This is a genomic window from Streptomyces sp. NPDC050658 (genome assembly GCF_044457025.1).
Classification (GTDB): domain Bacteria; phylum Actinomycetota; class Actinomycetes; order Streptomycetales; family Streptomycetaceae; genus Streptomyces.
In genome coordinates this window covers 409,213-432,887 of the sequence record NZ_JBITGM010000007.1, presented here as the reverse complement: position 1 = coordinate 432,887, position 23,675 = coordinate 409,213, and the positions used below count along the sequence as shown (strand labels likewise).

At 70.4% G+C, this 23,675-nt stretch carries 16 protein-coding genes and 1 pseudogene; 10 read left to right on the top strand and 7 right to left on the bottom strand.

Annotation, left to right across the window (positions count from 1 at the left end):
- The first annotated feature begins 14 nt into the window (after positions 1–14).
- The 3 genes from ACIBKX_RS25805 (at position 15) to ACIBKX_RS25795 (ending at position 3,733) form a co-directional block, all read left to right on the top strand.
- Positions 15–1,544: an alpha/beta fold hydrolase gene (locus ACIBKX_RS25805; RefSeq protein WP_399376129.1), complete on the top strand. Its 1,530-nt coding sequence runs from the start codon at positions 15–17 to the stop codon at positions 1,542–1,544.
- A 45-nt stretch (positions 1,545–1,589) separates the two neighbouring features.
- Positions 1,590–2,768, top strand: coding sequence for a 4-hydroxybenzoate 3-monooxygenase (locus ACIBKX_RS25800; protein WP_363276460.1), 1,179 nt, complete (start codon positions 1,590–1,592; stop codon positions 2,766–2,768).
- Positions 2,769–2,866: 98 nt separating this feature from the next.
- The gene (locus ACIBKX_RS25795) at positions 2,867–3,733 is read left to right on the top strand and encodes a GNAT family N-acetyltransferase (protein WP_363276461.1); all 867 of its coding nucleotides are present in this window, start codon (positions 2,867–2,869) and stop codon (positions 3,731–3,733) included.
- A 45-nt stretch (positions 3,734–3,778) separates the two neighbouring features.
- Here ACIBKX_RS25795 and ACIBKX_RS25790 read toward each other — a convergent pair whose 3' ends face one another.
- The 4 genes from ACIBKX_RS25790 to ACIBKX_RS25775 form a co-directional block, all read right to left on the bottom strand.
- The gene (locus ACIBKX_RS25790) at positions 3,779–5,179 is read right to left on the bottom strand and encodes an NADP-dependent succinic semialdehyde dehydrogenase (RefSeq protein ID WP_363276462.1); all 1,401 of its coding nucleotides are present in this window, start codon (positions 5,177–5,179) and stop codon (positions 3,779–3,781) included.
- Between the two features lie 163 nt (positions 5,180–5,342).
- On the bottom strand, positions 5,343–6,290 hold the full coding sequence (locus ACIBKX_RS25785; protein ID WP_363276463.1) for an aldo/keto reductase: 948 nt from the start codon (positions 6,288–6,290) through the stop codon (positions 5,343–5,345).
- Positions 6,291–6,372: 82 nt separating this feature from the next.
- Entirely contained in the window at positions 6,373–7,752 is a 1,380-nt protein-coding gene (locus ACIBKX_RS25780) for an alpha-amylase family protein (protein ID WP_363276464.1), read from the bottom strand.
- A 195-nt stretch (positions 7,753–7,947) separates the two neighbouring features.
- Positions 7,948–8,982 (bottom strand): LacI family DNA-binding transcriptional regulator, encoded by a 1,035-nt coding sequence (locus tag ACIBKX_RS25775; protein WP_363276465.1) that lies wholly within the window; start codon positions 8,980–8,982, stop codon positions 7,948–7,950.
- A gap of 326 nt (positions 8,983–9,308) precedes the next feature.
- Between ACIBKX_RS25775 and ACIBKX_RS25770 the strand changes: the two genes are divergently transcribed.
- The 7 genes and pseudogenes from ACIBKX_RS25770 (at position 9,309) to pulA (ending at position 19,762) form a co-directional block, all read left to right on the top strand.
- Positions 9,309–10,580 (top strand): extracellular solute-binding protein, encoded by a 1,272-nt coding sequence (locus tag ACIBKX_RS25770; RefSeq protein ID WP_363276466.1) that lies wholly within the window; start codon positions 9,309–9,311, stop codon positions 10,578–10,580.
- The gene (locus tag ACIBKX_RS25765) at positions 10,581–11,609 is read left to right on the top strand and encodes a sugar ABC transporter permease (RefSeq protein WP_363276467.1); all 1,029 of its coding nucleotides are present in this window, start codon (positions 10,581–10,583) and stop codon (positions 11,607–11,609) included. It begins immediately after the preceding gene.
- 5 nt (positions 11,610–11,614) lie between these two features.
- Complete coding sequence (locus tag ACIBKX_RS25760; protein WP_363276468.1) at positions 11,615–12,478, top strand: carbohydrate ABC transporter permease; 864 nt, start codon at positions 11,615–11,617, stop codon at positions 12,476–12,478.
- Between the two features lie 59 nt (positions 12,479–12,537).
- Complete coding sequence (locus ACIBKX_RS25755; protein ID WP_363276469.1) at positions 12,538–14,187, top strand: glycoside hydrolase family 13 protein; 1,650 nt, start codon at positions 12,538–12,540, stop codon at positions 14,185–14,187.
- Positions 14,175–15,233: a LacI family DNA-binding transcriptional regulator gene (locus tag ACIBKX_RS25750; RefSeq protein ID WP_363276470.1), complete on the top strand. Its 1,059-nt coding sequence runs from the start codon at positions 14,175–14,177 to the stop codon at positions 15,231–15,233. The genes ACIBKX_RS25755 and ACIBKX_RS25750 overlap by 13 nt, the downstream gene beginning before the upstream one ends.
- Before the next feature lie 308 nt (positions 15,234–15,541).
- A pseudogene (locus tag ACIBKX_RS25745) lies at positions 15,542–16,930 on the top strand (alpha-amylase family protein); the annotation flags it as partial.
- 123 nt (positions 16,931–17,053) lie between these two features.
- Entirely contained in the window at positions 17,054–19,762 is a 2,709-nt protein-coding gene (gene pulA, locus ACIBKX_RS25740) for a pullulanase-type alpha-1,6-glucosidase (RefSeq protein WP_363276471.1), read from the top strand.
- Positions 19,763–19,805: 43 nt separating this feature from the next.
- Here pulA and ACIBKX_RS25735 read toward each other — a convergent pair whose 3' ends face one another.
- The 3 genes from ACIBKX_RS25735 to ACIBKX_RS25725 form a co-directional block, all read right to left on the bottom strand.
- Positions 19,806–22,157, bottom strand: a complete 2,352-nt coding sequence (locus tag ACIBKX_RS25735) for a phosphoketolase family protein (RefSeq protein WP_363276472.1) — start codon at positions 22,155–22,157, stop codon at positions 19,806–19,808.
- A gap of 63 nt (positions 22,158–22,220) precedes the next feature.
- Positions 22,221–22,523 carry a carboxypeptidase-like regulatory domain-containing protein gene (locus tag ACIBKX_RS25730; RefSeq protein WP_363276473.1) on the bottom strand — a complete coding sequence of 101 codons (303 nt, stop codon included), beginning with the start codon at positions 22,521–22,523 and terminating at the stop codon, positions 22,221–22,223.
- 10 nt (positions 22,524–22,533) lie between these two features.
- The gene (locus ACIBKX_RS25725) at positions 22,534–23,466 is read right to left on the bottom strand and encodes an endopeptidase (RefSeq protein WP_363276474.1); all 933 of its coding nucleotides are present in this window, start codon (positions 23,464–23,466) and stop codon (positions 22,534–22,536) included.
- Positions 23,467–23,675: the final 209 nt, after the last annotated feature.

The following is a 23,675-nucleotide window of genomic DNA, read 5'->3' as shown; positions in this document are numbered from 1 at the left end:
TGCGCGGTATGCGGATGAATTCATGCAGACGGGCAGCAGTGGTCGGTGCCGCGTTGGCGGCCGTGGGCGCGGCGACGCTGCCCTCGGCGACAGCTGACGACGATACGGCGCCTTCGGGGCTCGGCCGGTACTACGGGCAGAGCATCGACTGGCACGACTGCGCACGCGGACCCGACGACACCACCGGACGCAAGCTCGACGACGCCGGCGCGCGGTGCGCCGACCTGACCGTGCCCCTCGACTACACCGACCCCGGCGGCCGCACCCTCACCGTCGCCGTCTCCCGCCTCCGCGCCACCGACCGCGCCCACCGCGTCGGCCCCCTGCTCCTCAACAACGGCGGACCCGGCGGCCCCAGCCTCGACATGCCGCTCACCGTCGGCGAGACCATGGGAAAGGTCGCCGGGAAGTACGACCTGATCGGCATGGACCCGCGATTCGTGGGCCGATCCACGCCGCTGGACTGCGGCTGGGACGTCGGCTCGATGATCGTCTCCGCCGGTGACGACAAGGCCTCGTACCGGCGCACCGTCGCCCGGCAGCGCGACCTCGCCGAGCGGTGCCGCCGCACGAACGGCGACGTACTGCCCCACGTCTCCACCCGCAACACGGCCCGTGACATGGACGTCGTCCGGGCCGCGCTCGGCGCCGAGCGGATCTCCTACTTGGGCTATTCGTACGGCAGTTACCTCGGCGAGGTCTACACGAAGCTGTTCCCCGGGCGCACCGACCGCATGGTGCTCGACGGCGTCATCGACCCCGCCCGGTACAAGCAGACGCTGCTCGCCGACGCCACGGGTGCCAACGAGCGGGCGCTGCACGCCTGGGCGGCCTGGACGGCCGCCCGCGACAAGACCTACGGCCTCGGTGACACCACCAAGGAAGTGCTGGCCAGCGTGCGCCGTACTCAGTCGGCCGCCGCCGAAAAGCCCCTGAGCGTAGGGAAGTTCAGCGTCGACGAACACGTCGTGCCGCTCGTCTACTTCGCGGGCCTCGGCGGCGACCGCGACGACCGCCGCGCGGAGCTGGCCGCCGAGGCGCGGACGCTCGCCCGCGCCGCCGACCGCGAACCCGTGGAGCCGGGCGAGGTGCTCGCCGGGTTCCTGGAGGCCATGACGACCGGCGCCGGTTCGCAGCAGGGCAGCGTGCAGGCCGCCATCCTGTGCGGGGACGTCGCGACCCGCCGGGGCACCGACAGCTACTGGCGCGACATCGAAGCCGCCCGCGACACCGCACCCTTCGCGGCCCCGTTGACGCACGACATCAACGCCTGCGAGTTCTGGGACCGTCCGGCCGAGGCGCCGACCGTCATCGACAACGACGTACCGGCCCTGCTGGTCAACGCCACCGGCGACACCCGCACCACCTACGCCGGGGCCCGCCGGATGCGCGCCCAGTGGTCCAAGTCCCGCCTGATCACCCTGCCGGGCGCCCTGCAGCACGGCGTCTACTCCGACTACGGCAACGCCTGCACGGACCGCCGGGTCAACACCTACCTGGACACCGGCAAGCTGCCGGAACGCGATCTGACCTGCCGGCCGTAGCGGACGGCGGCGGCGTCAGACCGCAGGCGGCTCCATAATGTTCGAATGACTGTCGTCGTCGTGGGCGCGGGGCCCGCCGGGCTCACCGTCGCCAACATCCTGCGTGCCGCTTCCGTGGACTGCGTGGTGCTGGAGACGGAGAGCAGGGAGTTCATCGAACAGCGGCCCCGCGCGGGCTTCTTGGAGGAGTGGGCGGTGCGGGCCCTCGCCGAGCGCGGGCTCGCCGACCGGCTCCTGGAGCACGCGCAGGCGCACAGCGAGTGCGAGTTCCGCAGCGCGGGCGAACGTCATCGCTTCCGGTACGCCGAACTGTCGGGGCACCGCCATTTCGTCTATCCGCAGCCGCTGTTGGTGACCGACCTGGTGCGGGCGTACGCCGACCGCGCGGGCGGCGACATTCGTTTCGGCGTACGCGACGTCGTGCTCGACGGCATCGCGTCGGAGCGGCCCTCGGTGTCGTACACGGACCCGGAGACGGGCGCGCGGGTGCGGATCGAGTGCGCTGCCGTCGCGGGCTGCGACGGCGCGCGCGGCGTCACGCGCGCAAGCGTTCCCGCGGGGAGCGTGAGCGTCGCGCGGCACGACTACGGGATCGGCTGGCTCGCCCTGCTGGCCGAGGCGCCGCCGTCTTCGGACTGCGTCGTCTTCGGCCTGCACGCGCGCGGGTTCGCCGCCCATATGGCGCGCAGCCCCGAGATCACCCGCTACTACCTGGAGTGCCCGCCGGGCGACGACCCGGCGAACTGGCCCGACGAACGGGTCTGGGACGAGCTGCACGCCCGGCTCGCCGCCGCGGGCGCCCCGCCGCTCACCGAGGGGCGGCTCATCGAGAAGCGGGTCCTCGACATGCACAACTACGTGGTGGAGCCCATGGCGTACGGGCGGCTGTACCTGGCGGGCGACGCCGCCCACCTCGCGGCGCCGATCGCCGCCAAGGGCATGAACCTCGCGCTGCACGACGCCCTGCTCTTGGGCGACGCCCTCGTGGCGTACACCAGGGACGGCGACGACAGCGGGCTTCGCGGCTACTCGGCGGCGGCGCTGCCACGGGTGTGGCAGTACCAGGAGTTCTCCCAGTGGTTCGCCGACGTCCTGCACGGCGCCTCGTCCGGCGATCCCTTCAAGGCGGGCACCGCGGGCGCCCGCCTGCGCAGAACGCTCGGCTCACCGACCGCGGCGACCGCCTTCGCCGAGCTGTACATCGGGAAGGGCGCCGACGACTGACGTACAGGACAGGTCTGACCGGGGCGTGTCGTGCCGAGCTGACCGGTCAAGTGAAAACCAGGTGCGGCCGGTTGAGGCGATGGTGTGGGATGCGGGGCATGACGATCGTTTTGGACGAGCCCGGTGTCGACGGGCTGACCGGGGTTGTGGACGCGCTCCGCACATGGCAGGACGACCGGACGCCGCTGCAACTGCATCCGGGAGACCTCGGCTGGGCCTGGGCGCTGGGCGCGGAGAGGCTGGCCGCTGCCGTCCGTACCTGGAGTGTGGACGGGCGGATCATCGCCGTCGGTTACCTGGACGGTCCTGATGTGCTGCGGCTGACGACGGCGCCGGACCTGCGACAGGACGAGGCTCTGGCGCGTCAGATGCTGATGGACCTGGAGGATCCGGAGCGCGGGGTCCTGCCGCCCGGGAAGGTCGGTCTTGAGATCCCCGACGGTGCCCTGCTGCGCGAGACCCTCGTGGCGGCCGGCTGGCATCTGGACGAGCCGTGGACGCCGCTGCGCCGCGACCTGTCCGAGCCGGTGCAGGACTGCGGCCTGCGGATCGAGGTGGCCGGTCCACAGACGGCGGGGACGCGGACCGCGGTGCACCGCTCGGCGTTCGGCAGCCCGATGTTCACCGAGGAGGTCTGGCACGTCCTGGCGGCCGGGCCGCTCTACGCCGACGCCCGCTGCCTGATCGGCTACGACGACCAGGACAACGCGGTGGCCGCGGCGACGGTCTGGTCGGCCGGGCCCGGCAAGCCAGGCCTGCTGGAGCCGATGGGTGTGCACGCCGACCATCGCGGTCGCGGCCACGGCACGGCGATCAGCGTCGCCGCCGCGGCGGCGCTGCGCGAGATGGGCGCGTCCAGCGCACTCGTCGCCACCCCGAGCTCGAACGCCGCCGCCGTCGCCACCTACACGGCCGCTGGATACGACCCGGCGCCCGAACGGCTGGACGTCGTCCGACCCGCCTGAGAAGGTCCGGGCGCTGATGCCGGACACGGACCGGCTGCTGGACCGTCAGTCCTTGGCGGGGCCGTACCAGACCGTCGTCGGATTGCAGAACTCCCTGATGCCGTGGCCCGACAACTCCCGTCCGTACCCTGAGCGTTTGGCGCCGCCGAAGGGCAGGCCGGGGTGGGACGCCGTCATGCCGTTGAAGAAGACGCCGCCCGCCTGGATGTCCCGGGCGCACCGGGCCACCTCGTCCTCGTCCCGCGTCCACACATTGGAACTGAGGCCGAACGGTGTCGCGTTGGCGAGGAGTACCGCCTCGTCGAGGTTGGCCACGCGGTAGAGGGTGGCCACCGGGCCGAACGCCTCCTCCAGGTGGATGCGCATCTGCGGGGTGATGTCCGCGAGGACGGTGGGGGAGTAGTACCAGCCCCGCTCCTGCTCCTTGGGGCGCTGCCCGCCGCACAGGGCCGTGGCACCGTGGCCCAGCGCGTCGTCCACGAGTTCCTCCAAATCGGCGCGGCCCTTCTCGGTGGAGAGCGGGCCGACGTCGGTGTCCTCGTCCATCGGGTCGCCGACCGTCAACTCCCGCATACCGGCGACGAATCGCTCACGGAACGCGTCGTACACGTCGGCGTGCACGATGAAGCGCTTGGCCGCGATGCAGGACTGCCCGTTGTTCTGCACGCGGGCGGTCACCGCGACCTTGGCCGCGGCGTCGATGTCCGCGCTCGGCAGCACCAAGTAGGGGTCGCTGCCGCCCAGTTCGAGGACCGTCTTCTTGATCTCGTCGCCCGCGACGGAAGCCACCGAACGGCCCGCGGGCTCGCTTCCGGTGAGGGTCGCCGCCGCCACCCGAGAATCGCGCAGGATGCCCTCCACGGCGTCCGCGCCGACGAGCAGCGTCTGGAAGCAGCCCTCGGGGAAGCCGGCGCGCAGGAAGAGGTCCTCCAGGTAGAGGGCCGTGCGGGGCACGTTCGACGCATGCTTGAGCAGGCCGACGTTGCCCGCCATCAGCGCGGGTGCCGCGAACCGTACGACCTGCCAGAGCGGGAAGTTCCACGGCATGACCGCGAGCACGGGGCCGATCGGGCGGTAGCGGACGACCGCGCGGGCGGCGCCGGAGTCCGCGACGTCGGCCTGCGCGGGGTGCTCGTCGGCGAGCTGCTCCTGCGCGTGCTCCGCGTACCAGCGCATGGCCTTGACGCACTTGGCCGCCTCGGCCCGCGCCGCCTTGACCGGCTTGCCCATCTCCGTCGTCATGGTGCGGGCGATCGACGGGATGTCCTCCTCCAGGAGGTCCGCGGCCCGGTTCAGGAGCCGGGCGCGCTCCGCGAAGTCGGTCAGACGATGACGGGCGTACGCTGCGTCGGCCGCCGCGAGGCGGTGCTCGATCTCCGCCGGTGTGAGCGGCTCGAAGGTCTCGAGCGTCTCACCGGTGGCGGGGCTGACCGTGGCGATGGGCATGCCGTTCCTCCTCGGTGCCGTGCGTGGCGTCCGGTCGGTGCTCCCCCGCGTGTTTCAGCCTAGGGGGACGGGCGCGAGCGGGCACGTGCGCGGGACCGAATCGGGGAGAGGGACCAATCCCGGAGCCGAGCCTCATCGGGGAGGCGGGGCTTAGAGGCGGGGCCTAGGGAAGCGGCTCTCCGCGGGCCGTCACCCACAGGTCGTACCACTCCTCGTGTGTGAGGTCCGGCTCCCGGTGCATCGCGTCGCGGCAGGCGAGGATGCGTTCGGGGCGGCTGGTGCCGACGACGGGCGCGATCCGCGCGGGATGGCGCTGGAGCCACCACAGGAGGATCGTCTCCGGAGTCGTCTCCTTCCGCTCGGCGAGGTCGGCGACGAGGCGTGCTGCCGGTGAGTCGGCGCCGCCGCTGTAGCGGCCGCGCGCGAGCGCTCCCCAGGCCTGGAGCCGGAGCTTGTTGGCCGTGCAGTATTCGATCGTGCCGTGGGGGAAGCCGTTGCCCGCGGCGGCCGGGGTGTTCAGGAGCACGCCCGACTCCACCCAGTCCCGGCTCGCCAGGCTCATCTCCAGCTGGTCGACGACCAGCGGTACGTCGAGCCGCGTCTGGAGGGCGCCGATCTGCGCGGCGCTCATGTTGGACACGCCGAACTGCCGGACCAGGCCCTGCCCGTGCAGCGAGGCGAGCGCCTTCGCGATCTCTTCGGGGCCGGTCAGCGGGTCGGGGCGGTGCAGGAGGAGTACGTCGATGACGTCGGTGCGGAGCCGGGTGAGGCTCTGCTCGACGCGCTCGACGATGGTCGCCGCCCGCAGGTCGTACCGGCCGGGGCGGTCGGCGTCGGCGAGCCGGATGCCGCACTTGGTCTGCAGGACGATCCGCTCGCGCAGCCCCGGCGCCCTGGCGAGCACCTCGCCGAAGACGGCCTCGGACTTGCCGTGCCGGTAGATGTCGGCGTGGTCGAACGCCGTGATGCCGGCGGCGAGCGCGGCCTCGACCGCCGCCTCGGCGTGCGCGATGTCCTCGGTGGTGTGCGCCGTGGTGTCCCAGGAGCCGCCGAGGCCCATGCAGCCGTACAGGACTCTGCTCGTGCGGATGTCGGTCGTCACCGATGGCATGGCGTCTGCTCCTCCGTGTGGGCCCGGCCGTGGTCGTGCGGGTGCCGCCCCGCTCGGGGCGGCACCCGCACGACGCGCGCGGTCAGTCTGTCCGAGCCCCGGCGTGCAGGGCGAGGGCGCCGCGGGCGGGCAGCTTGGCCTCGACCTTGCCGTCGTCGCCGACGTTGACGGTGTTGCCGTCACAGCTGTCCGGGGATGCCTTGGCGACGTTGCAGTACGTGCCGCCGGGCAGGGACGTCGCGAAGGTCTGCGTCAGCTCGCCGTCGCCGTTGTTGAGGGCGACGAACCCCTTGTCGCCCCGGCCGAAGGCGATCGCGCTGCCTCCGTTGTCCCACCAGTCGGTCAGTTCGGCGGAGCCCACCGCGTTGCGGAAGCCGACCATGCCGGTGATCGCCTGCTGGGCGTGGGTGCCGGTCCAGCCGTCGGCGCCGCTCGGCGGGCCCGCGTCCTTGTCGGACCACTCGTAGCCGGAGTACACGTTGGGCGAGCCGTAGGGCGAGGCGAGCATGAAGACGTTGGCCAGGGTGTAGCTCGCGCCGTCCTTGTAGGTGAGCGTCGAGCCGTTGCGCTCGGTGTCCCAGTTGTCGACGAACGTACGGGCCGAGCCGCTGCCCAGCTTGCCGTCCGCGACGGACTTCAGCTGGGCGATGGAGCCGCCCTGGAAGGCGCTCTTGAGGTGACCGCCGTAGCGGAACTCGTCGACGTCCCCGATGCCGGTGTACTCGTCGGGCTGGACCGCCTCCCCGTTGCCGTGGATGACCTCCGTCACCCAGTAGCCGGGGTCGCTCATCTTGCCCTTGATGGCGGCGATGTCGTCGGCGGCCATGTGCTTGGCGGCGTCGATGCGGAAGCCGTCCACGCCCAGCGAGCGCAGATCGCTGAGGTAGTCGGCGATCTTGGTGCGGACCGTGTCGCTGCCGGTGTCGAGGTCGGCGAGGCCGACGAGTTCGCAGTTCTGTACGTTGTCGCGGTTGGTGTAGTCGTTGATGTTCGTCCGGCAGGTGTGGAAGTCCCCGTCCTGGAAGAGGCCGGGGTAGCCGTACTTCGTGTACGCCGTGCCGCCCGTGCCGGTGCCCGAACCGGCCGCCATGTGGTTGATGACGGCGTCCGCGATGACCTTGACGCCCGCCTTGTGGCAGGCCTCGACCATGCCGGCGAACGCGTCGCGGTCACCGAGCCGGCCGGCGATCTTGTAACTGACGGGCTGGTACGAGGTCCACCACTGGCCGCCCTGGATGTGCTCGGTGGCGGGTGACACCTCGACATAGCCGTAACCGGCCGGGCCGAGCTGGTCGGTGCAGGCCGTGGCCACGTCCTTGAACGGGCGCTCGAACATGGTGGCCGTGACGGTCTTCTCGCCGGGGGGTGTCGCCTGCGACTGCCAGGGCGCGAACGTGGCGAGGCCGGCCGCGGCGAGTATTCCGGCCGACGCCCCGCCCAACAGGCGGAATCGGTGGTGCATGGATGCGGCTCCTTCGGAGAACGGGCACGCCAGGTGCCCACGAAGACAGCCACGCGCCAGGCTGTCGTGGGGGGATTTCGCGGCAGAGCCTGCCTCCTGCGCAGGAACACGTCAAGATTTTCTGCAAGAGCCGTCATCGGCTTGCAGGGATGTGCCGGGCCGCAGACGGAGAGTGACGGTCCGTCACCGGCCGCCTCAGGAAGGGCGGTTGTCCTGCCGCCCCGACGCCGTGGAATCCCGCACGACCAGTTCCGGCATGAAGACGAACTCGCTGTGCGGGGCCGGTGTACCGCCGATCTCCTCCAGGAGCGTACGGACCGCGGCCTGGCCCATGGCCTGGACGGGCTGGCGGATCGTGGTCAGCGGGGGGTCCGTGAACGCTATGAGCGGCGAATCGTCGTACCCCACCACCGAGATGTCCCGTGGCACCGCCAAGTCCCGCTCTCTGGCGGCCCGGACGGCGCCGAGGGCCATCATGTCGCTGGCGCACACGATCGCCGTACACCCACGGCCGATCAAGGTGCCCGCCGCCGCCTGGCCGCCCTCCAGCGTGTAGAGGGAGTGCTCGATCAGCCGCTCCGAGTCCGCGGGCGACATCCCGAGGCGTTCGCGCATGCCGATCTGGAAGCCCTCGATCTTGCGCAGGACCGGCACGAAGCGCTTCGGGCCGACGGCAAGGCCGATGCGGGTGTGGCCGAGCGAGGCGAGGTGCGTGACGGCGAGCTTGGCCGCGGCGCGGTCGTCCGTGGAGATGAAGGGGGCCTGCACCTTGGGCGAGAAGCCGTTGACGAGGACGAATGGCACGCCCTTGCCCCGCAGCACCTCGTAGCGCTCCATGTCGGCGGTGGTGTCGGCGTGCAGCCCCGAGACGAAGATGATCCCGCAGACGCCCCGGTCCACCAGCATGTCGGTGAGCTCGTCCTCGGTGGAGCCGCCGGGCGTCTGGGTGGCGAGGACCGGGGTGTAGCCCTGGCGGGTCAGGGCCTGCGCGATGACCTGGGCGAGCGCGGGGAAGATCGGGTTGTCCAGCTCGGGTGTGATCAGGCCGATCAGGCCCGCGCTGCTGCGGTGGCGCAGTCGCGTGGGGCGCTCGAAGCCGAGTACGTCGAGCGCGGCCAGGACGGATTCACGGGTGGCCGCGGCGACTCCGGGCTTGCCGTTCAGTACCCGGCTCACGGTCGCTTCGCTGACCCCTGCCTGCGCTGCGATGTCGACGAGCCGTGCGGTCATGGACGGGACTGTACCGGTCGGCTGCCCGATTGCCCACAGCCTGCCGAATCTTGCAGAAAGTGCCGCTTCTGCAAGCCGCTTGCAGGGCCCTGTCCGCGGCCGGTGCGCGCCAAAGGGCCTGTCAAGCGGCGTGTCGGCAACCTTCAGGACACGCGGCGGTAACGATCACCAGGCCTTGCAGAAATTTCCCGCAAGGTCTTTCGGCGGCTTTTCAATCCTGTTACGTTCCGTGGCAACCCGGCGCCGCGTCCAGTGCGGCTCGTAGGAGACACCTCTCGTCGGGGTCCCGTCTCCCCTTGTCCTCGGGTTCAGTTGAAGGAGTTCACATGCGGCGTGGCATAGGAGCCACCGCGCTGGTCGCGGCCCTGACCTTGACGGCGGCGGCGTGCGGTGGCGACGACGGTGACAGCGGGAACAAGGGGTCGGGCAAGCTGTCCGGCACCGTCACCTTCTGGGACACCTCGAACGACGCGGAGAAGGGGACCTACGAGAAGCTCGCCAAGGGCTTCGAGGACCTGCACCCCGGCGTCAAGGTCAACTATGTGAGCGTCGCGTTCGGCGAGGCCAACGCCAAGTTCAAGAACGCCGCGGGCGGCAACTCCGGGGCCCCGGACGTGATGCGCACCGAGGTCGCCTGGGTCGCGGACTTCGCCAACCTCGGCTACCTCGCCCCGCTGGAGGGCACCCCCGCGCTGGACAACGCGGGCGACTACCTCCCGCAGGCCGCCGCGAGCACCAAGTTCAAGGGCAAGACGTACGCGGCCCCGCAGACCATCGACACCCTGGCGCTCTTCTACAACAAGAAGATGCTCAAGGAGGCCGGCGTCGAGGCGCCCAAGACCTTCGACGAGGTGAAGAGCGCCGCCAAGAAGATCAAGTCGAAGTCCGGCAAGACCGGTCTCTACCTGCGCGGCGACGACCCGTACTACTACCTCCCGTACCTCTACGGAGAGGGCGGCGACCTCCTCGACACCAAGAACAAGAAGGTCACCGTCGACGACCCGCAGGGCGCCGCGGCCTTCGAGGTCATGAAGGACCTGGTCGACTCCAAGGCGGCGACCACCGACGCGAGCGACGGCTACAACAACCAGCTCAACGCCTTCAAGGACGGCGACGTCGCGATGGCGCTCGACGGCCCCTGGTCCATCGAGGGCGCCCTGCAGGGCAAGGAGTTCAAGGGCGACAAGGACAACCTCGGCGTCGCGCCCGTCCCCGGCGGCAGCGACCGGCAGGCGGCCCCGCAGGGCGGCTGGAACCTCGCGGCCTACGCGGGCTCCAAGAACCTCGACGCGAGCTACGAGTTCATCAAGTACATGAGCTCCGCCAAGGTCCAGCAGCAGACGACCGAGAAGCTCAGCCTGCTGCCGACCCGCACCTCCGTCTACGACGTGAAGTCCGTCAAGGACAACCAGATGGTGCAGTTCTTCAAGCCGGCCGTGGACAAGTCGGTGGAGCGGCCGTGGATCCCCGAGGCCAACGCCCTCTTCGAGCCGATCCGGCTCCAGATGGGCAAGGTGCTCAGCGGCAAGACCTCGCCCGAGGACGGCGCCAAGGGCGTCGGTGACGCCTACCGCAAGCTCCTGAAGGACTACAAGTAAATGGCTGTTGGCAGCAGCCAGCCGGTGACCAAGGCCGCGGACGCCCGGAGCGTCCGCGGCCGCGGCCCCCGGACCGGCAAGAACGACCCGGCCGGCAAGAATCCCGGACGCCTGCGCAGGGCACTGTCCACGCACTGGTACGCGTGGGCCATGGTCGCCCCCGTGGTCGCCGTCATCGGCGTGATCATCGGCTATCCGCTGGTGCGCGGCCTGTATCTGTCCACGACCGACGCCAACGAGGCGAACGTCGAGCGCACCATCGGCGTCAACCACATCCCGGCGACGTACGAGTCGGTCGGCCTGGACAACTACACCGCCGTCCTCCAGGACGGCGTCTTCTGGGACCGGCTGACCTGGACCGTCGTCTGGACGGTCTCCTGCGTCGCGCTGTCCTTCGGGATCGGCCTGATCCTGGCGAACATGCTCAACCGCAAGCTCGCGGGGCGCTCCTTCTACCGGATGGCGCTGATCCTGCCGTGGGCGGTGCCGGCCTTCGTCTCCGTCTTCACCTGGCGGCTGATCTTCAACGAGAAGAGCGGCATCCTCAACAAGATCCTGGCCGGCGGCGGCATCGACGCGATCCCGTGGCTCAACGACCCCACCTGGGCCAAGATCTCGGTGATCACCGTCAACGTCTGGCTCGGCGTCCCGTTCATGCTGGTCGCCATGCTCGGCGGGCTGCAGTCCATTCCCGGCGAGCTGTACGAGGCCGCGGAGATGGACGGCGCGAACGCCTGGCAGCGCTTCCGGCACATCACGCTGCCCGGTCTGCGCTCCGTCAGCAGCACGGTCATCCTGATCAGCGGCATCTGGACCTTCAACATGTTCCCGGTGATCTTCCTGCTCACCCGGGGCGGTCCCGGCGACGCCACCGAGATCCTGGTGACGTACGCCTATCGGCTCTCGTTCGTCGTGAGCCCCCGTGACTTCGCGGGATCCGCGGCCTGGGGCGTGATCATCCTCGTGCTGCTCTCACTCTTCGCGGTGGTCTACCGCCGTGCGCTCCGCAAGCAGGGAGAGGTGTGGTGACCTCCATGTCCACTTCACGTACCACGAAAGTGAAGGTCAGGCCGCGCGGCGAGCGCGGGCCGCTGGCCTCCGTGGGCCTGCACGTGACCCTGCTGATCGCCTCCGCGGTGGCGATCCTGCCCCCGCTGTGGCTGCTCATCACCTCGTTCAAGCCGCAGAGCGAGGCCTTCTCCACCGACCTGGTGAAGGACTTCACGCTCGGCAACTACGACCACGTCGTCAACGACACCGAGTTCCTGAGCTGGGTCGGCAACTCCCTGCTCGTCGTCGGACTCACCACGGTGATCGGCGTCTTCATCTCCGCGACCACCGGATACGCGGTCAGCCGCTTCAAGTTCCCGGGCATGCGCCCGCTGATGTGGCTGCTCCTGATCACCCAGATGTTCCCCGTCGCGGTGCTCATCGTGCCGCTCTACAACCTCCTCGCCAACCTGGGCCTGCTCAATCAGCCGATGGGCCTGGTCGTCACGTATCTGACGATCGCCGTGCCGTTCTGCGCCTGGATGATGAAGGGGTACTTCGACACCATCCCGGTGGAGATCGACGAGGCGGGGCGCGTCGACGGGCTCAACCCGTTCGGCACGTTCTGGCGGCTCATCATGCCGCTGGCCAAGCCCGGTCTCGCCGTCACCGGCTTCTACAGCTTCATCACCGGCTGGGCCGAAGTCGCGTACGCCTCCGCCTTCATGACGGGCGAGGAGAACCTCACCCTCGCGGGCGGTCTGCAGACCTTCGTCAACCAGTACACCAGCGACTGGGGCTCGCTGACGGCATCGGCCGTGATCGTCGCGGTCCCCGCGGCGGTGATCTTCGGCTTCGTCCAGCGGCACCTCGTGTCCGGGCTGACGGCCGGCGCGACGAAGTCCTGAAGGCGACCCCCTCGCACTCTCTACGCCATCTCTCCCGAACTCTCGATCTCAGGGAAGACATGACCCAGCATCTCGCTGCCCCCGCAGCACCCGCCTCCGGCACCCACGCGGACTGGTGGCGCGGCGCGGTGATCTACCAGGTCTATCCGCGCAGTTTCGCCGACGGCAACGGCGACGGAATGGGCGACCTGGCAGGCATCCGGGCCCGCCTTCCCCACCTCAGGGACCTCGGCGTCGACGCCGTCTGGCTCAGCCCCTTCTACTCGTCGCCGCAGGCCGACGCCGGCTACGACGTCGCCGACTACCGCGCGATCGACCCGATGTTCGGCAGCCTCCTCGACGCCGACGGACTCGTGCGCGACGCCCATGACCTGGGCCTGCGCATCATCGTCGACCTGGTGCCCAACCACTCCTCCGACCAGCACGACTGGTTCCAGCGGGCCCTGCGCGAAGGCCCCGGCTCGCCGCTGCGGGAGCGCTATCACTTCCGGCCCGGAAAGGGCGCCGACGGCTCCGAGCCGCCCAACGACTGGGAGTCCATCTTCGGCGGCCCCGCGTGGACGCGGGTCCCGGACGGCGAGTGGTACCTCCATCTCTTCGCGCCCGAGCAGCCCGACTTCAACTGGGAACACCCCGCCGTCCACGACGAGTTCCGCTCGATCCTGCGCTTCTGGCTCGACATGGGCGTCGACGGATTCCGTGTCGACGTCGCCCACGGCCTGGTCAAGGCCGAGGGGCTGCCGGACATCGGCACGGGCGACCAGCTCAAGCTGCTGGGCAACGACGTCATGCCGTTCTTCGACCAGGACGGCGTGCACGAGATCTACCGCAGCTGGCGCAAGGTGCTCGGCGAGTACGCCGGTGAGCGGATCCTGGTGGCGGAGGCGTGGACACCCACCGTCGAGCGCGCCGCCGCCTACGTCCGCCCGGACGAGATGCACCAGGCCTTCAACTTCCAGTATCTGGGCACCCATTGGGACGCCGCCGAACTGCGCGAGGTCATCGACGCCTCGCTCGCCGCCGTACGACCCGTCGGCGCCCCGGCCACCTGGGTGCTCTCCAACCACGACGTGACCCGGCACGCGACGCGGTTCGCCAATCCGCCGGGGCTCGGCACCCAGCTCCGTACCGCCGGCGACCGCGAGCTCGGCCTGCGGCGCGCCCGCGCGGCGACACTCCTGATGCTGGCCCTTCCCGGTTCCGCGTACGTTTATCAGGGCGAGGAACTGGGACTGCCCGACGTCACGGATCTCCCGGACGAGGTGCGCCAGGACCCCTCCTTCGTGCGGGCCAGCGGGCAGGACGGGTTCCGTGACGGGTGCCGGGTGCCGATCCCGTGGACCGTCGAGGGTTCCAGCCACGGCTTCGGCACGGGCGGCAGCTGGCTTCCGCAGCCCGCGGGCTGGGGCGAGCTGAGCGTCGAGGCGCAGACCGGCGACCCCACGTCGACCCTGGAGCTGTACCGCCGCGCCCTCGACGTGCGGCGTACGGAGCCGGGGCTCGGCGCGGGCGACTCGCTGGAGTGGCTCGACGCCCCCGAGGGAGTGCTCGCCTTCGCCCGCGAGGGCTTCGTGTGCACCGCGAACACCACGGGCGCGGCGGTGCGGATCCCGGCTCCGGGCCGGCCGCTGCTCGCCAACGCCGAGGTGGAGCTTGCGGACGGCAAGGTGGAACTGCCCGCCGACACCACCGTCTGGTGGGCGGTGTGACGTTCTCCCCGCCGCGGGGCGCCGATCGTGGCGTCCCGCGGCTCGCGGACATCGCGGCCCAGGCCGGGGTCAGCGAGGCCACCGCGAGCCGGGTGCTCAACGGGAAACCGGGCGTGGCGACCGCCACCCGGCGCCGGGTCCTCGCCGCGCTCGACGTCCTCGGATACGAGCGTCCGGTGCGTCTGAAACGGCACAGCGCGGGCCTGGTCGGCCTCGTCGTCCCGGAGTTGAGCAACCCGATCTTCCCCGCGTTCGCCCAGGTCATCGAGCAGGTCCTGTCCGGGCACGGCTATACGCCGATGCTGTGCACCCAGATGCCGGACGGCGCCAGCGAGGACGAGCTGGTCGAGCAGCTGGTGGAGCGCAGGGTCAGCGGCATCGTCTTCCTCTCGGGGCTGCACGCGGACCTCACGGCCGATCCGTCCCGGTATCTCGAACTGGCGGGCCGCGGCGTGCCGTTCGTGCTGATCAACGGCTTCAACGAGCACATCCCGGTGTCCTTCGTCTCGCCCGACGACCGGGCGGCGGCGCGGATGGCGGTGCGGCACCTGGTCGACCTGGGCCATGAGCGGATCGGTCTCGCGATCGGCCCCACCCGGTACGTCCCCTCGCTGCGGAAGTCGGAGGGGTTCACGGCCGCGCTGCACGAGTTGCTCGGCCTGGCACAGGGGGAGGCCGAGCAGCTCGTGCAGCGCACGCTGTTCACCGTCGAGGGCGGTCACGCGGCGGCCAGCGCCCTGCTCGACCAGGGCTGTACGGCGATGGTGTGCGGCAGCGACATGATGGCGCTCGGTGCCGTCCGTGCCGCACGGCAGCGTGGCCTCTCGGTGCCGGGGGACATCTCGGTGGTCGGCTTCGACGACTCGCCGCTGATCGCGTTCACGGACCCGCCGCTGACGACCGTGCGGCAGCCGGTCCAGGCGATGGCGAGCGCCGCGGTGGGCGCGCTGTTGGAGGAGATGCACGGAAACCCCGTGCAGCAGACGGAGTTCGTCTTCCAGCCCGAGCTGGTGGTGCGCGGCTCGACCGCGCAGTCGCGCCGCTGAACGGCAGCGTCCCGGTCCGAACAGGCGGGCGCGTGGGGCCCGTTGTCCGGGTCCCCCGACTGCTCGGACCGGAGACGTGGTTGAACGTAACATCGCCGCAATGACTTGCGTAAGGTCTTGCGGTCCATGAACCCCAGATATGCCGGGCCTGTGGCGAGTGTGTGCCCAGAGGGTTGACCGGGGTCGATGGGGGTCGTACGGTCTCGACCGAAAACGGCGTTGAAATATTTCTGCAACATCCTTCAACGGCCTTATGGGCACGGCGCGTTGCCGGACAAGGTCACCCCCACTCCCGCAGGAGGCCCTTCATGGCTGTCCGGAAGACCCGAATACGCAGACCGGTCGTGGGCACGGCGCTCGCCCTGGTGGCCGGTGTCGTCGCCGGCCCCACCCCGGCGCAGGCCGCCCCGCCCGGCGACAAGGACGTCACCGCCGTCCTCTTCGAGTGGAAGTACACCTCGGTGGCCGAGGAGTGCACAGACCGGCTCGGCCCCGACGGCTACGGCTACGTGCAGGTGTCCCCGCCCCAGGAACGTATCCAGGGCGACGCCTGGTGGGCCGCGTACCAGCCCGTCAGCTACAAGATCGGCAGCCGGCTCGGGGACCGTGCCGCGTTCAAGAACATGGTCGACACCTGCCACAAGGCGGGCGTCAAGGTCGTCGCCGATGCCGTGATCAACCACATGACCAACGCCTCCGGCACCGGCTCGGCGGGATCCGCCTTCACCAAGTACGACTACCCCGGCACGTACTCGGTCTTCGACATGGACAACTGCCAGGCGGACATCAGCAATTACCAGGACCGGTGGAACGTCCAGAACTGCGAACTGGGCGGGCTCGCCGACCTCGACACCGGCGAGGAGTACGTCCGGGGACGGATCGCGACGTACCTGAACGACCTTCTCTCCCTCGGCGTCGACGGCTTCCGCGTCGACGCCGCCAAGCACATCCCCGTGGACGACCTGAAGAACATCAAGTCCCGGCTGACGAACCCCGGCGTCCACTGGAAGCAGGAGACGATCTACGGGGCGGGCGAGGCGGTCTCGCCGAGCGAGTACACCGCGACCGGCGACGCGCAGGAGTTCCGCTACGGCTGGGACCTCAAGCGCGTCTTCAACAGCGAGAAGCTCGCCTACCTGAAGAACTTCGGCGAGGGCTGGGGCTATCTGCCGAGCGGTTCGTCCTCGGTCTTCGTCGCCAACCACGACACCGAACGGCACGGCCAGACCCTCAGCTACAAGGACGGCGCGGACTACACCCTCGCCCACGTCTTCATGCTCGCCCTGCCCTACGGCGCTCCGGACGTGCACTCCGGTTACGAGTTCAGCAGCAATGACGCCGGATCGCCGGGCGGCGGCCAGGTGAACGCCTGTTACACCGACGGCTGGAAGTGCCAGCACGCCTGGCCGGAGATCCGCAGCATGGTCGGATTCCGCAACACCGCGCGCGGCACCGCGATGACCGACTGGTGGGACAACGGCAACAACGCCATCGCGTTCGGCCGCGGCGGCAAGGCCTACGTGGTCATCAACCACGAGGGCGCCCCGGTCAGCCGGACCTTCCAGACCGCCCTCGCCGCAGGCAGCTACTGCGACGTCCAGAGCGGCAGGAGCGTCACCGTCGACGGCTCGGGCCGCTTCACCGCCACCGTCGCGTCGAACACGGCACTCGCCCTGCACACCGGCGCCAAGAGCTGCTGAGTGCCGTACCCCCCATACCGGCCGCCCGGCTCCTCCCCGCCGCCGGGCGGCCATGCTCCACATCACCCCGCACCACCTTCGTACCCCGTCAACTCCCGTCGTCCGCAAGGAGAACCTCCCTTGACCGGCTCCCCGCGCCGCACCGTCGTCACCACGGCCCTCGCCCTGCTCGCCGCGGTCGCGCCCCTCACCGTCTCGGCCGCCGCGGTGCCCCGCGCCCCGGCCGCCGCAGCAGACGCCGCCGCCGATCTCGACCTGACCAAGTCGAAGGCGCAGTGGATCGACCGCACCACCCTCGCCTGGGACGTCCAAGGGGACGCGGCGGAGCAGCAGTTGGTGTACTCGGCCGACGGGTGGCTCGCCGTGGCGGACGGGAAGCTCACCGGTGAGGCGCGGCGCATCCGTCTGACCCCGGCCGAAGGCGGCCTCACCGACGCCCAGAAGAAGAAGTACCCGCACCTGAAGAGCTACGCCGCCTTCACCGTCGACCCGCGTGACCGCGACCGGATCCGGCGCGCGCTCACCGGCCAGCTCGTGGCCACCCGCGGCGCCGCCGACGGCACCCTGCTCGGCGCCACCGGCGTACAGACGCAGGGCATCCTCGACGACCTGTACGGGGCTGCCGCCACCAAGGCGACCCTCGGCCCGCAGTTCCGCGACGGCCGTACGAAGCTCGCCGTCTGGGCGCCCACCGCGCAGTCCGTCGCGCTGGAACTCGACGGCAGGACGGTGCCGATGCGGCGTGACGACGCGAGCGGAGTCTGGTCCGTCACGGGCGCCAAGGGCTGGGCGGGCAAGCCTTATCGGTACGTCGTGAAGGTGTGGGCGCCCAGCGTCCAGAAGATCGTCACCAACAAGGTCACCGACCCCTACTCCACCGCGCTCACCGCCGACTCCCAGCGCAGCCTCGCCGTCGACCTGGATGACCCGAAGCTCGCCCCCGAGGGCTGGGAGCGGCTGAGGAAGCCGAAGGCGACGCCGCTGCGGGACGCCCAGATCCAGGAGCTGCACATCCGTGACTTCTCCGTCGAGGACCGCACGGCGAAGCATCCGGGCCAGTACCTGGCCTTCACGGACACGCGGTCCGACGGCATGAAGCACCTGCGGAAACTGGCGGACGCGGGCACGTCGTACGTCCATCTGCTGCCCGCCTTCGACATCGGCACCATCCCGGAGCGCACTGCCGAACAGGCCGCGCCCGACTGTGACTTGACGTCCTACGCCCCCGACTCCGAAGAGCAGCAGGCCTGCGTCGCGAAGACGGCCGGCGAGGACGCGTACAACTGGGGCTACGACCCGCTGCACTACACCGTGCCCGAGGGCAGCTACGCGAGCGACCCGGACGGCACCCGGCGCACGGTCGAGTTCCGGCGGATGGTCCAGGGACTCAACGGCTCGGGCCTTCGCACCGTGATGGACGTCGTCTACAACCACACCGTCGCCGCCGGTCAGGACGGCAAGTCTGTACTCGACAAGATCGTGCCCGGCTACTACCAGCGGCTCCTCGCCGACGGCACCGTCGCCGACTCCACGTGCTGCGCCAACACGGCGCCCGAGAACGCCATGATGGGCAAGCTCGTGGTCGACTCGCTGGTCACCTGGGCCAGGGAGTACAAGGTCGACGGCTTCCGCTTCGACCTCATGGGACACCACCCCAAGGCGAACATCCTGGCCGTGCGCAAGGCCCTCGACGCGCTGACCCCGAAGAAGGACGGCGTCGACGGGAAGGAGATCGTCCTCTACGGGGAGGGCTGGAACTTCGGCGAGATCGCCGACGGCGCCCGCTTCGAGCAGGCCACCCAGAAGAACATGGCGGGCACGGGCATCGCGACCTTCTCCGACCGGGGCCGCGACGCGGTGCGCGGCGGCGGCCCCTTCGACGAGGACCCGGGCGTCCAGGGCTTCGCCAGCGGTCTCTACACCGACCCCAACTCCTCGAAGGCGAACGGTACTCCGGCCGAGCAGAAGGCCCGTCTGCTGCACTACCAGGACCTGATCAAGGTGGCCCTGAGCGGCAATCTCGCCGGATACACCTTCACGGACTCGTCAGGGCGCCGCGTCAAGGGCTCGGACGTCGACTACAACGGCGCTCCGGCCGGTTACGCGGCGGCTCCCGGCGACGCCCTGTCCTACGCCGACGCGCACGACAACGAGACGCTGTACGACGCCCTCGCCTTCAAGCTCCCCACGGACACCACGCCCGCCGAGCGCTCCCGCATGCAGGTCCTCGCCATGGCCACCGCGACCCTCGCCCAGGGCCCCTCGCTCTCCCAGGCCGGCAGCGACCTGCTGCGCTCCAAGTCCCTGGACCGCAACTCCTACGACAGCGGCGACTGGTTCAACGCCCTGCACTGGGACTGCCGGGACGGCAACGGCTTCGGGCGCGGCCTGCCCCCTGCCGCCGACAACAAGGACAAGTGGCCAGACGGAAAGCCCCTGTTGACCTCCCCGTCGCTGACTCCCGGCTGCGCGGAGATCAACGGCGCCTCGGCCGCGTACCAGGACCTGGTGAAGCTGCGCGCGACCGAGCCCGCCTTCTCCCTGGCCACCGAGGGCGAGGTCCAGTCCCGGCTCGCCTTCCCGCTCTCGGGGACCTCCGCCGAGACACCCGGCGTGATCACGATGGAGCTGGGTGACCTCGTCGTCGTCTTCAACGCGACCCCGGAGGCACAGACACAGCGCGTCGCGGCGCACGAGGACACCGCGTACGCACTGCACCCCGTACAGGCGAAGGGTGCCGACCCCGTGGTCAAGTCGGCGTCGTACGAGCGGAGTTCGGGCACCTTCAGCGTCCCCGCACGGACGGTCGCCGTCTTCGGGCGCGGCTGAACGAGAGCGGACGCCTACGCCCGGCCACAAGGTTGATGCGGTGTCAGCCGCTCCAGGACCAGTCGGCGACCTCCGGAAGATCGGTGCCGTGCGCGCGGATCCAGGCGTGGTGCCGGGTGCGCGCGTCGGCCATCGACTGGCGGAACGGTGCCGCGCGTACGGCGAGGCCCGGTACGCGGTCGACGACGTCCATGACGAGCCGGTAGCGGTCGAGGTCGTTGCGGACGACCATGTCGAAGGGCGTGGTCGTCGTACCCGCCTCCTTGTAGCCGCGTACGTGCACATTGCCGTGTCCGGCGCGGCGGTACGCGAGACGGTGGATCAGCCAGGGGTAGCCGTGATAGGCGAAGATCACCGGCTTGTCCCGGGTGAACAGCGCGTCGTACTCGAAGTCGGCCATCCCGTGCGGGTGTTCCTCGCGGGGGAGCAGCCGGGCGATGTCCACGACGTTGACGACGCGTACGGCGATGTCGGGCAGCTGCTCGCGCAACAGGCCTGCCGCCGCGAGGACTTCCTGGGTGGGGACGTCACCGGCGCAGGCAAGCACCACGTCCGGCTCGCGACCGTCGCTCTCCGACCCGGCCCACTCCCAGACGCCGGCCCCGCGTGCACAGTGCGCACGGGCCTGGTCGAGGGAGAGCCAGTCGAAGCAGGGCTGTTTGCCCGCCACGACGACGTTGACGTAGTCGCGGCTGTGCATGACGTGTTCGGCGACGGAGAGCAGGGTGTTGGCGTCCGGCGGGAGGTAGACGCGGACGACTTCGGGGCTCTTGTTGAGTACGTGGTCGACGAAGCCGGGGTCCTGGTGCGAGAAGCCGTTGTGGTCCTGGCGCCAGACGTGCGAGGTGAGCAGGTAGTTGAGGGACGGGACGGGCGTCCGCCAGGTGAGCGAGCGCGCGGTCTTGAGCCATTTGATGTGCTGGTTGACCATCGAGTCGACGATGTGGACGAACGCCTCGTAGCAGGAGAAGAGACCGTGCCGGCCGGTGAGGGTGTAGCCCTCCAGCCAGCCCTGGCAGGTGTGTTCGGAGAGGATCTCCATGACGCGTCCGTGGCCGGAGAGATGCTCGTCGGTGTCGAGGACTCCCGCCTGCCAGGCCTTGCCGGTGACGTCGAAGAGCGCGCCGAGCCGGTTGGACTCGGTCTCGTCGGGGCCCACGACGCGGAAGTCCCGCCGCTCGGCCGTCTCCGCCATGATCCGGGCGAGCAGACCGCCGAGGACCCGCGTCGGTTCGTGCAGGGTGGCGCCGGGTTTGTCGACGGGGACGGCGAAGTGTTCCAGGGGGACGGTCGGCAGCTTGCGGGTGAGCAGGCCGCCGTTGGTGTGCGGGTTCGCCCCGAGCCGGCGGCGGCCCGCGGGGACACAGTCCAGGACCTGCGGGGTGGGACGGCCGTGCTCGTCGAAGAGTTCGTGCGGGCGGTACGAGCGCAGCCAGGCCTCCAACTGGGCCAGGTGGTCCGGGTCTTCGCGTACGGCGGCGAGCGGCACCTGATGGGAACGCCAGGTCCCCTCCACCGGCTGCCCGTCCACGGCCGCGGGGCCGGTCCAGCCCTTCGGGGTGCGCAGCACGATGACCGGCCAGCGCGCCCGGCCGCGCGCGCCGCCGCCGCGGGCGGTGCGCTGGATGGCAGAGATGCGGTCGAGTGCCTGGTCCATGGCCTTGGCCATCGCCTGGTGCACCTTGCGGGGGTCGTCGCCGCTCACGTGCAGCGGTTCGTGGCCGTATCCCTGGAGCAGGGAGTCCAGTTCGGCCTCGGGCAGCCGGGCGAGGACGGTCGGGTTGGCGATCTTGTAGCCGTTGAGATGGAGGATCGGCAGGACCGCGCCGTCGTGCACCGGGTCGAGGAACTTGTCGGAGTGCCAGGAGGCGGCCAGCGGTCCCGTCTCCGCCTCGCCGTCGCCGACGACACAGGCGACGAGCAGGTCCGGGTTGTCGAAGGCGGCTCCGTAGGCGTGCGCGAGGGAGTAGCCGAGCTCGCCGCCCTCGTGGATCGAGCCGGGCGTCTCGGGCGCCACATGGCTGGGCACGCCGCCGGGGAACGAGAACTGGCGGAACAGCTTCGCCATGCCCTGCGCGTCCCGCGTGATGTCGGGATACGCCTGGGTGTACGAGCCCTCCAGCCAGGAGTTGGCGACCACGGCGGGCCCGCCGTGGCCCGGCCCCCACACGCACAGCGCGTCGAGATCGCGCTCCTTGACGACGCGGTTGAGGTGGGTGTGGACGAGGTTCAGGCCGGGTGAGGTGCCCCAGTGGCCGAGCAGCCGGGGCTTGATGTGCTCCGGCCGCAGCGGCTCGGTCAGGAGCGGGTTGTCGAGCAGATAGATCTGGCCGACGGCCAGATAGTTCGCCGCGCGCCAGTGGGCGTCCAGGGCCGCGGGGCGTACGTGTGCCACGGTGCCTCCTCGATGCGATGGCTGAGCTGCCGGCTGTGGCGCCCGAGCTGCTCGCTGTGGCGCCTATGCGATCGTCAGCACGACCCGCACCGGCTCGGCGGCGGCGCCCCGGCCGGGCGGACCGACCCGGACGGTGGCCACGGCCGTACCGGACGGCCCCATCAGGGGGTCCGCCCGGCACGTGAGGGTGTACGCGCCCGCGATGGGCGCGCCGAGGGAGAACCGCCCCTCGGTGTCCGTCACGGCGGCGATGTCCGGCAGCGGCGCGGGCCCGTCCGTGAACAGGACGTGTGCACCGGCCACCGGCGCGCCATCGGCGTCCTGGACGACGCCGGCGATCTGCACTGCCGAATCGCTGCCGCTCATGGGGTCTGGCTCACGCCTTCCACGCCACGTAGTTGTTGAAGACCGGGGTGGTGAACCTGGTGCCCGAGTTCACCCGCGAGCCGCCGTAGGCGTGGATGGCGAAGCCATAGCGGCCGGTGCTGTCGATGCGGTAGACGGAGCTGCCGCTCTGACCGCCGGCGGTGTCGATGTCGTAGTACACCTTGCGGGGTGCGACCGAGTCGATGCCGCGCGCCGCGTACCACTGCGTCCCGGACGGCTTGTCGCCCGGATAGCCGGAGATGTTGCCGGTGGTCTTGAGCAGGTCCGAGTCCGACCATACGCCGAAGCCGAACCAGCCCGTGGTGGAGCCGATGTTGGACGGTGTGATGATGGCGCCGTAGTCGAAGTTCTCGTCGCCGTTCTCCGTCCAGCCGACCACGGAGCGGAAGCTCGTGCAAGTGATGCTGCCGTACGGCAGGGAGGCGCCGTTGCGGCCCGGCATGACCTGGATGCTCTTCACCCAGCCGTCGCGGCCCGCGACTCCGCTGCCCTTGATGTAGACCACGTGCCCCGCGGTGGCCAGGGTGTGCGGACCGAGCAGCCAGCCGGTGCCCTGGTAGAGCGCGTTGTCGCGGGCGGTGATCAGCAGGTAGCAGTGGACGCGCCACGGGTACACGCTGGTGTTGGTGATCTGTACGCGGTCATCGGGGCCGTGCACTGTCTCCGGGGCCGCGGGCGGCGGGCCGAACGAGGCCTCGCCGATGTCGGGCAGCGTCGCGGTCGGGGCCGTCCAGGACTCCGGTGCGAAGTGTTCCGGGCGCCGGTAGCCCTCGACGTGCTCCTGGCCCTCGCCCGTCGAGTGCTGGACCTCGCCCTGCGTCCCCTCGGACGGGGCCTGCAGGACGGCTTCCTGCTCAGGGGCCAGGGATACCGCACCGTCTGCCGGTTCGTTCGTCACTGCGGTGTGTGGATCTTGCGCCATTCTGGATCACCCGGCCTCTCTCAGAGCTGCGATGTGATGCCTTTCCGGACGCCGCGGCCGCAACGTTTGGGGTAATGCCCCTTCTACTGCCGCCTGACAAGTGCCGCAATGAGCCTTTTGCGCCGACCAGTTGAGGGTGCCGGGAGGCGGGCCCGGAGCCCGGATCGACGGTGCCCCACCTCCCGTCCGGCACACGGCGCACGGCCGCC

Coding starts and splice junctions, on each gene's coding strand:
- ACIBKX_RS25805 (WP_399376129.1), top strand. CDS start 15: ATGAATTCATGCAGACGGGCAGCAGTGGTCGGTGCCGCGTTGGCGGCC.
- ACIBKX_RS25800 (WP_363276460.1), top strand. CDS start 1,590: ATGACTGTCGTCGTCGTGGGCGCGGGGCCCGCCGGGCTCACCGTCGCC.
- ACIBKX_RS25795 (WP_363276461.1), top strand. CDS start 2,867: ATGACGATCGTTTTGGACGAGCCCGGTGTCGACGGGCTGACCGGGGTT.
- ACIBKX_RS25790 (WP_363276462.1), bottom strand. CDS start 5,179: ATGCCCATCGCCACGGTCAGCCCCGCCACCGGTGAGACGCTCGAGACC.
- ACIBKX_RS25785 (WP_363276463.1), bottom strand. CDS start 6,290: ATGCCATCGGTGACGACCGACATCCGCACGAGCAGAGTCCTGTACGGC.
- ACIBKX_RS25780 (WP_363276464.1), bottom strand. CDS start 7,752: ATGCACCACCGATTCCGCCTGTTGGGCGGGGCGTCGGCCGGAATACTC.
- ACIBKX_RS25775 (WP_363276465.1), bottom strand. CDS start 8,982: ATGACCGCACGGCTCGTCGACATCGCAGCGCAGGCAGGGGTCAGCGAA.
- ACIBKX_RS25770 (WP_363276466.1), top strand. CDS start 9,309: ATGCGGCGTGGCATAGGAGCCACCGCGCTGGTCGCGGCCCTGACCTTG.
- ACIBKX_RS25765 (WP_363276467.1), top strand. CDS start 10,581: ATGGCTGTTGGCAGCAGCCAGCCGGTGACCAAGGCCGCGGACGCCCGG.
- ACIBKX_RS25760 (WP_363276468.1), top strand. CDS start 11,615: ATGTCCACTTCACGTACCACGAAAGTGAAGGTCAGGCCGCGCGGCGAG.
- ACIBKX_RS25755 (WP_363276469.1), top strand. CDS start 12,538: ATGACCCAGCATCTCGCTGCCCCCGCAGCACCCGCCTCCGGCACCCAC.
- ACIBKX_RS25730 (WP_363276473.1), bottom strand. CDS start 22,523: ATGAGCGGCAGCGATTCGGCAGTGCAGATCGCCGGCGTCGTCCAGGAC.
- ACIBKX_RS25725 (WP_363276474.1), bottom strand. CDS start 23,466: ATGGCGCAAGATCCACACACCGCAGTGACGAACGAACCGGCAGACGGT.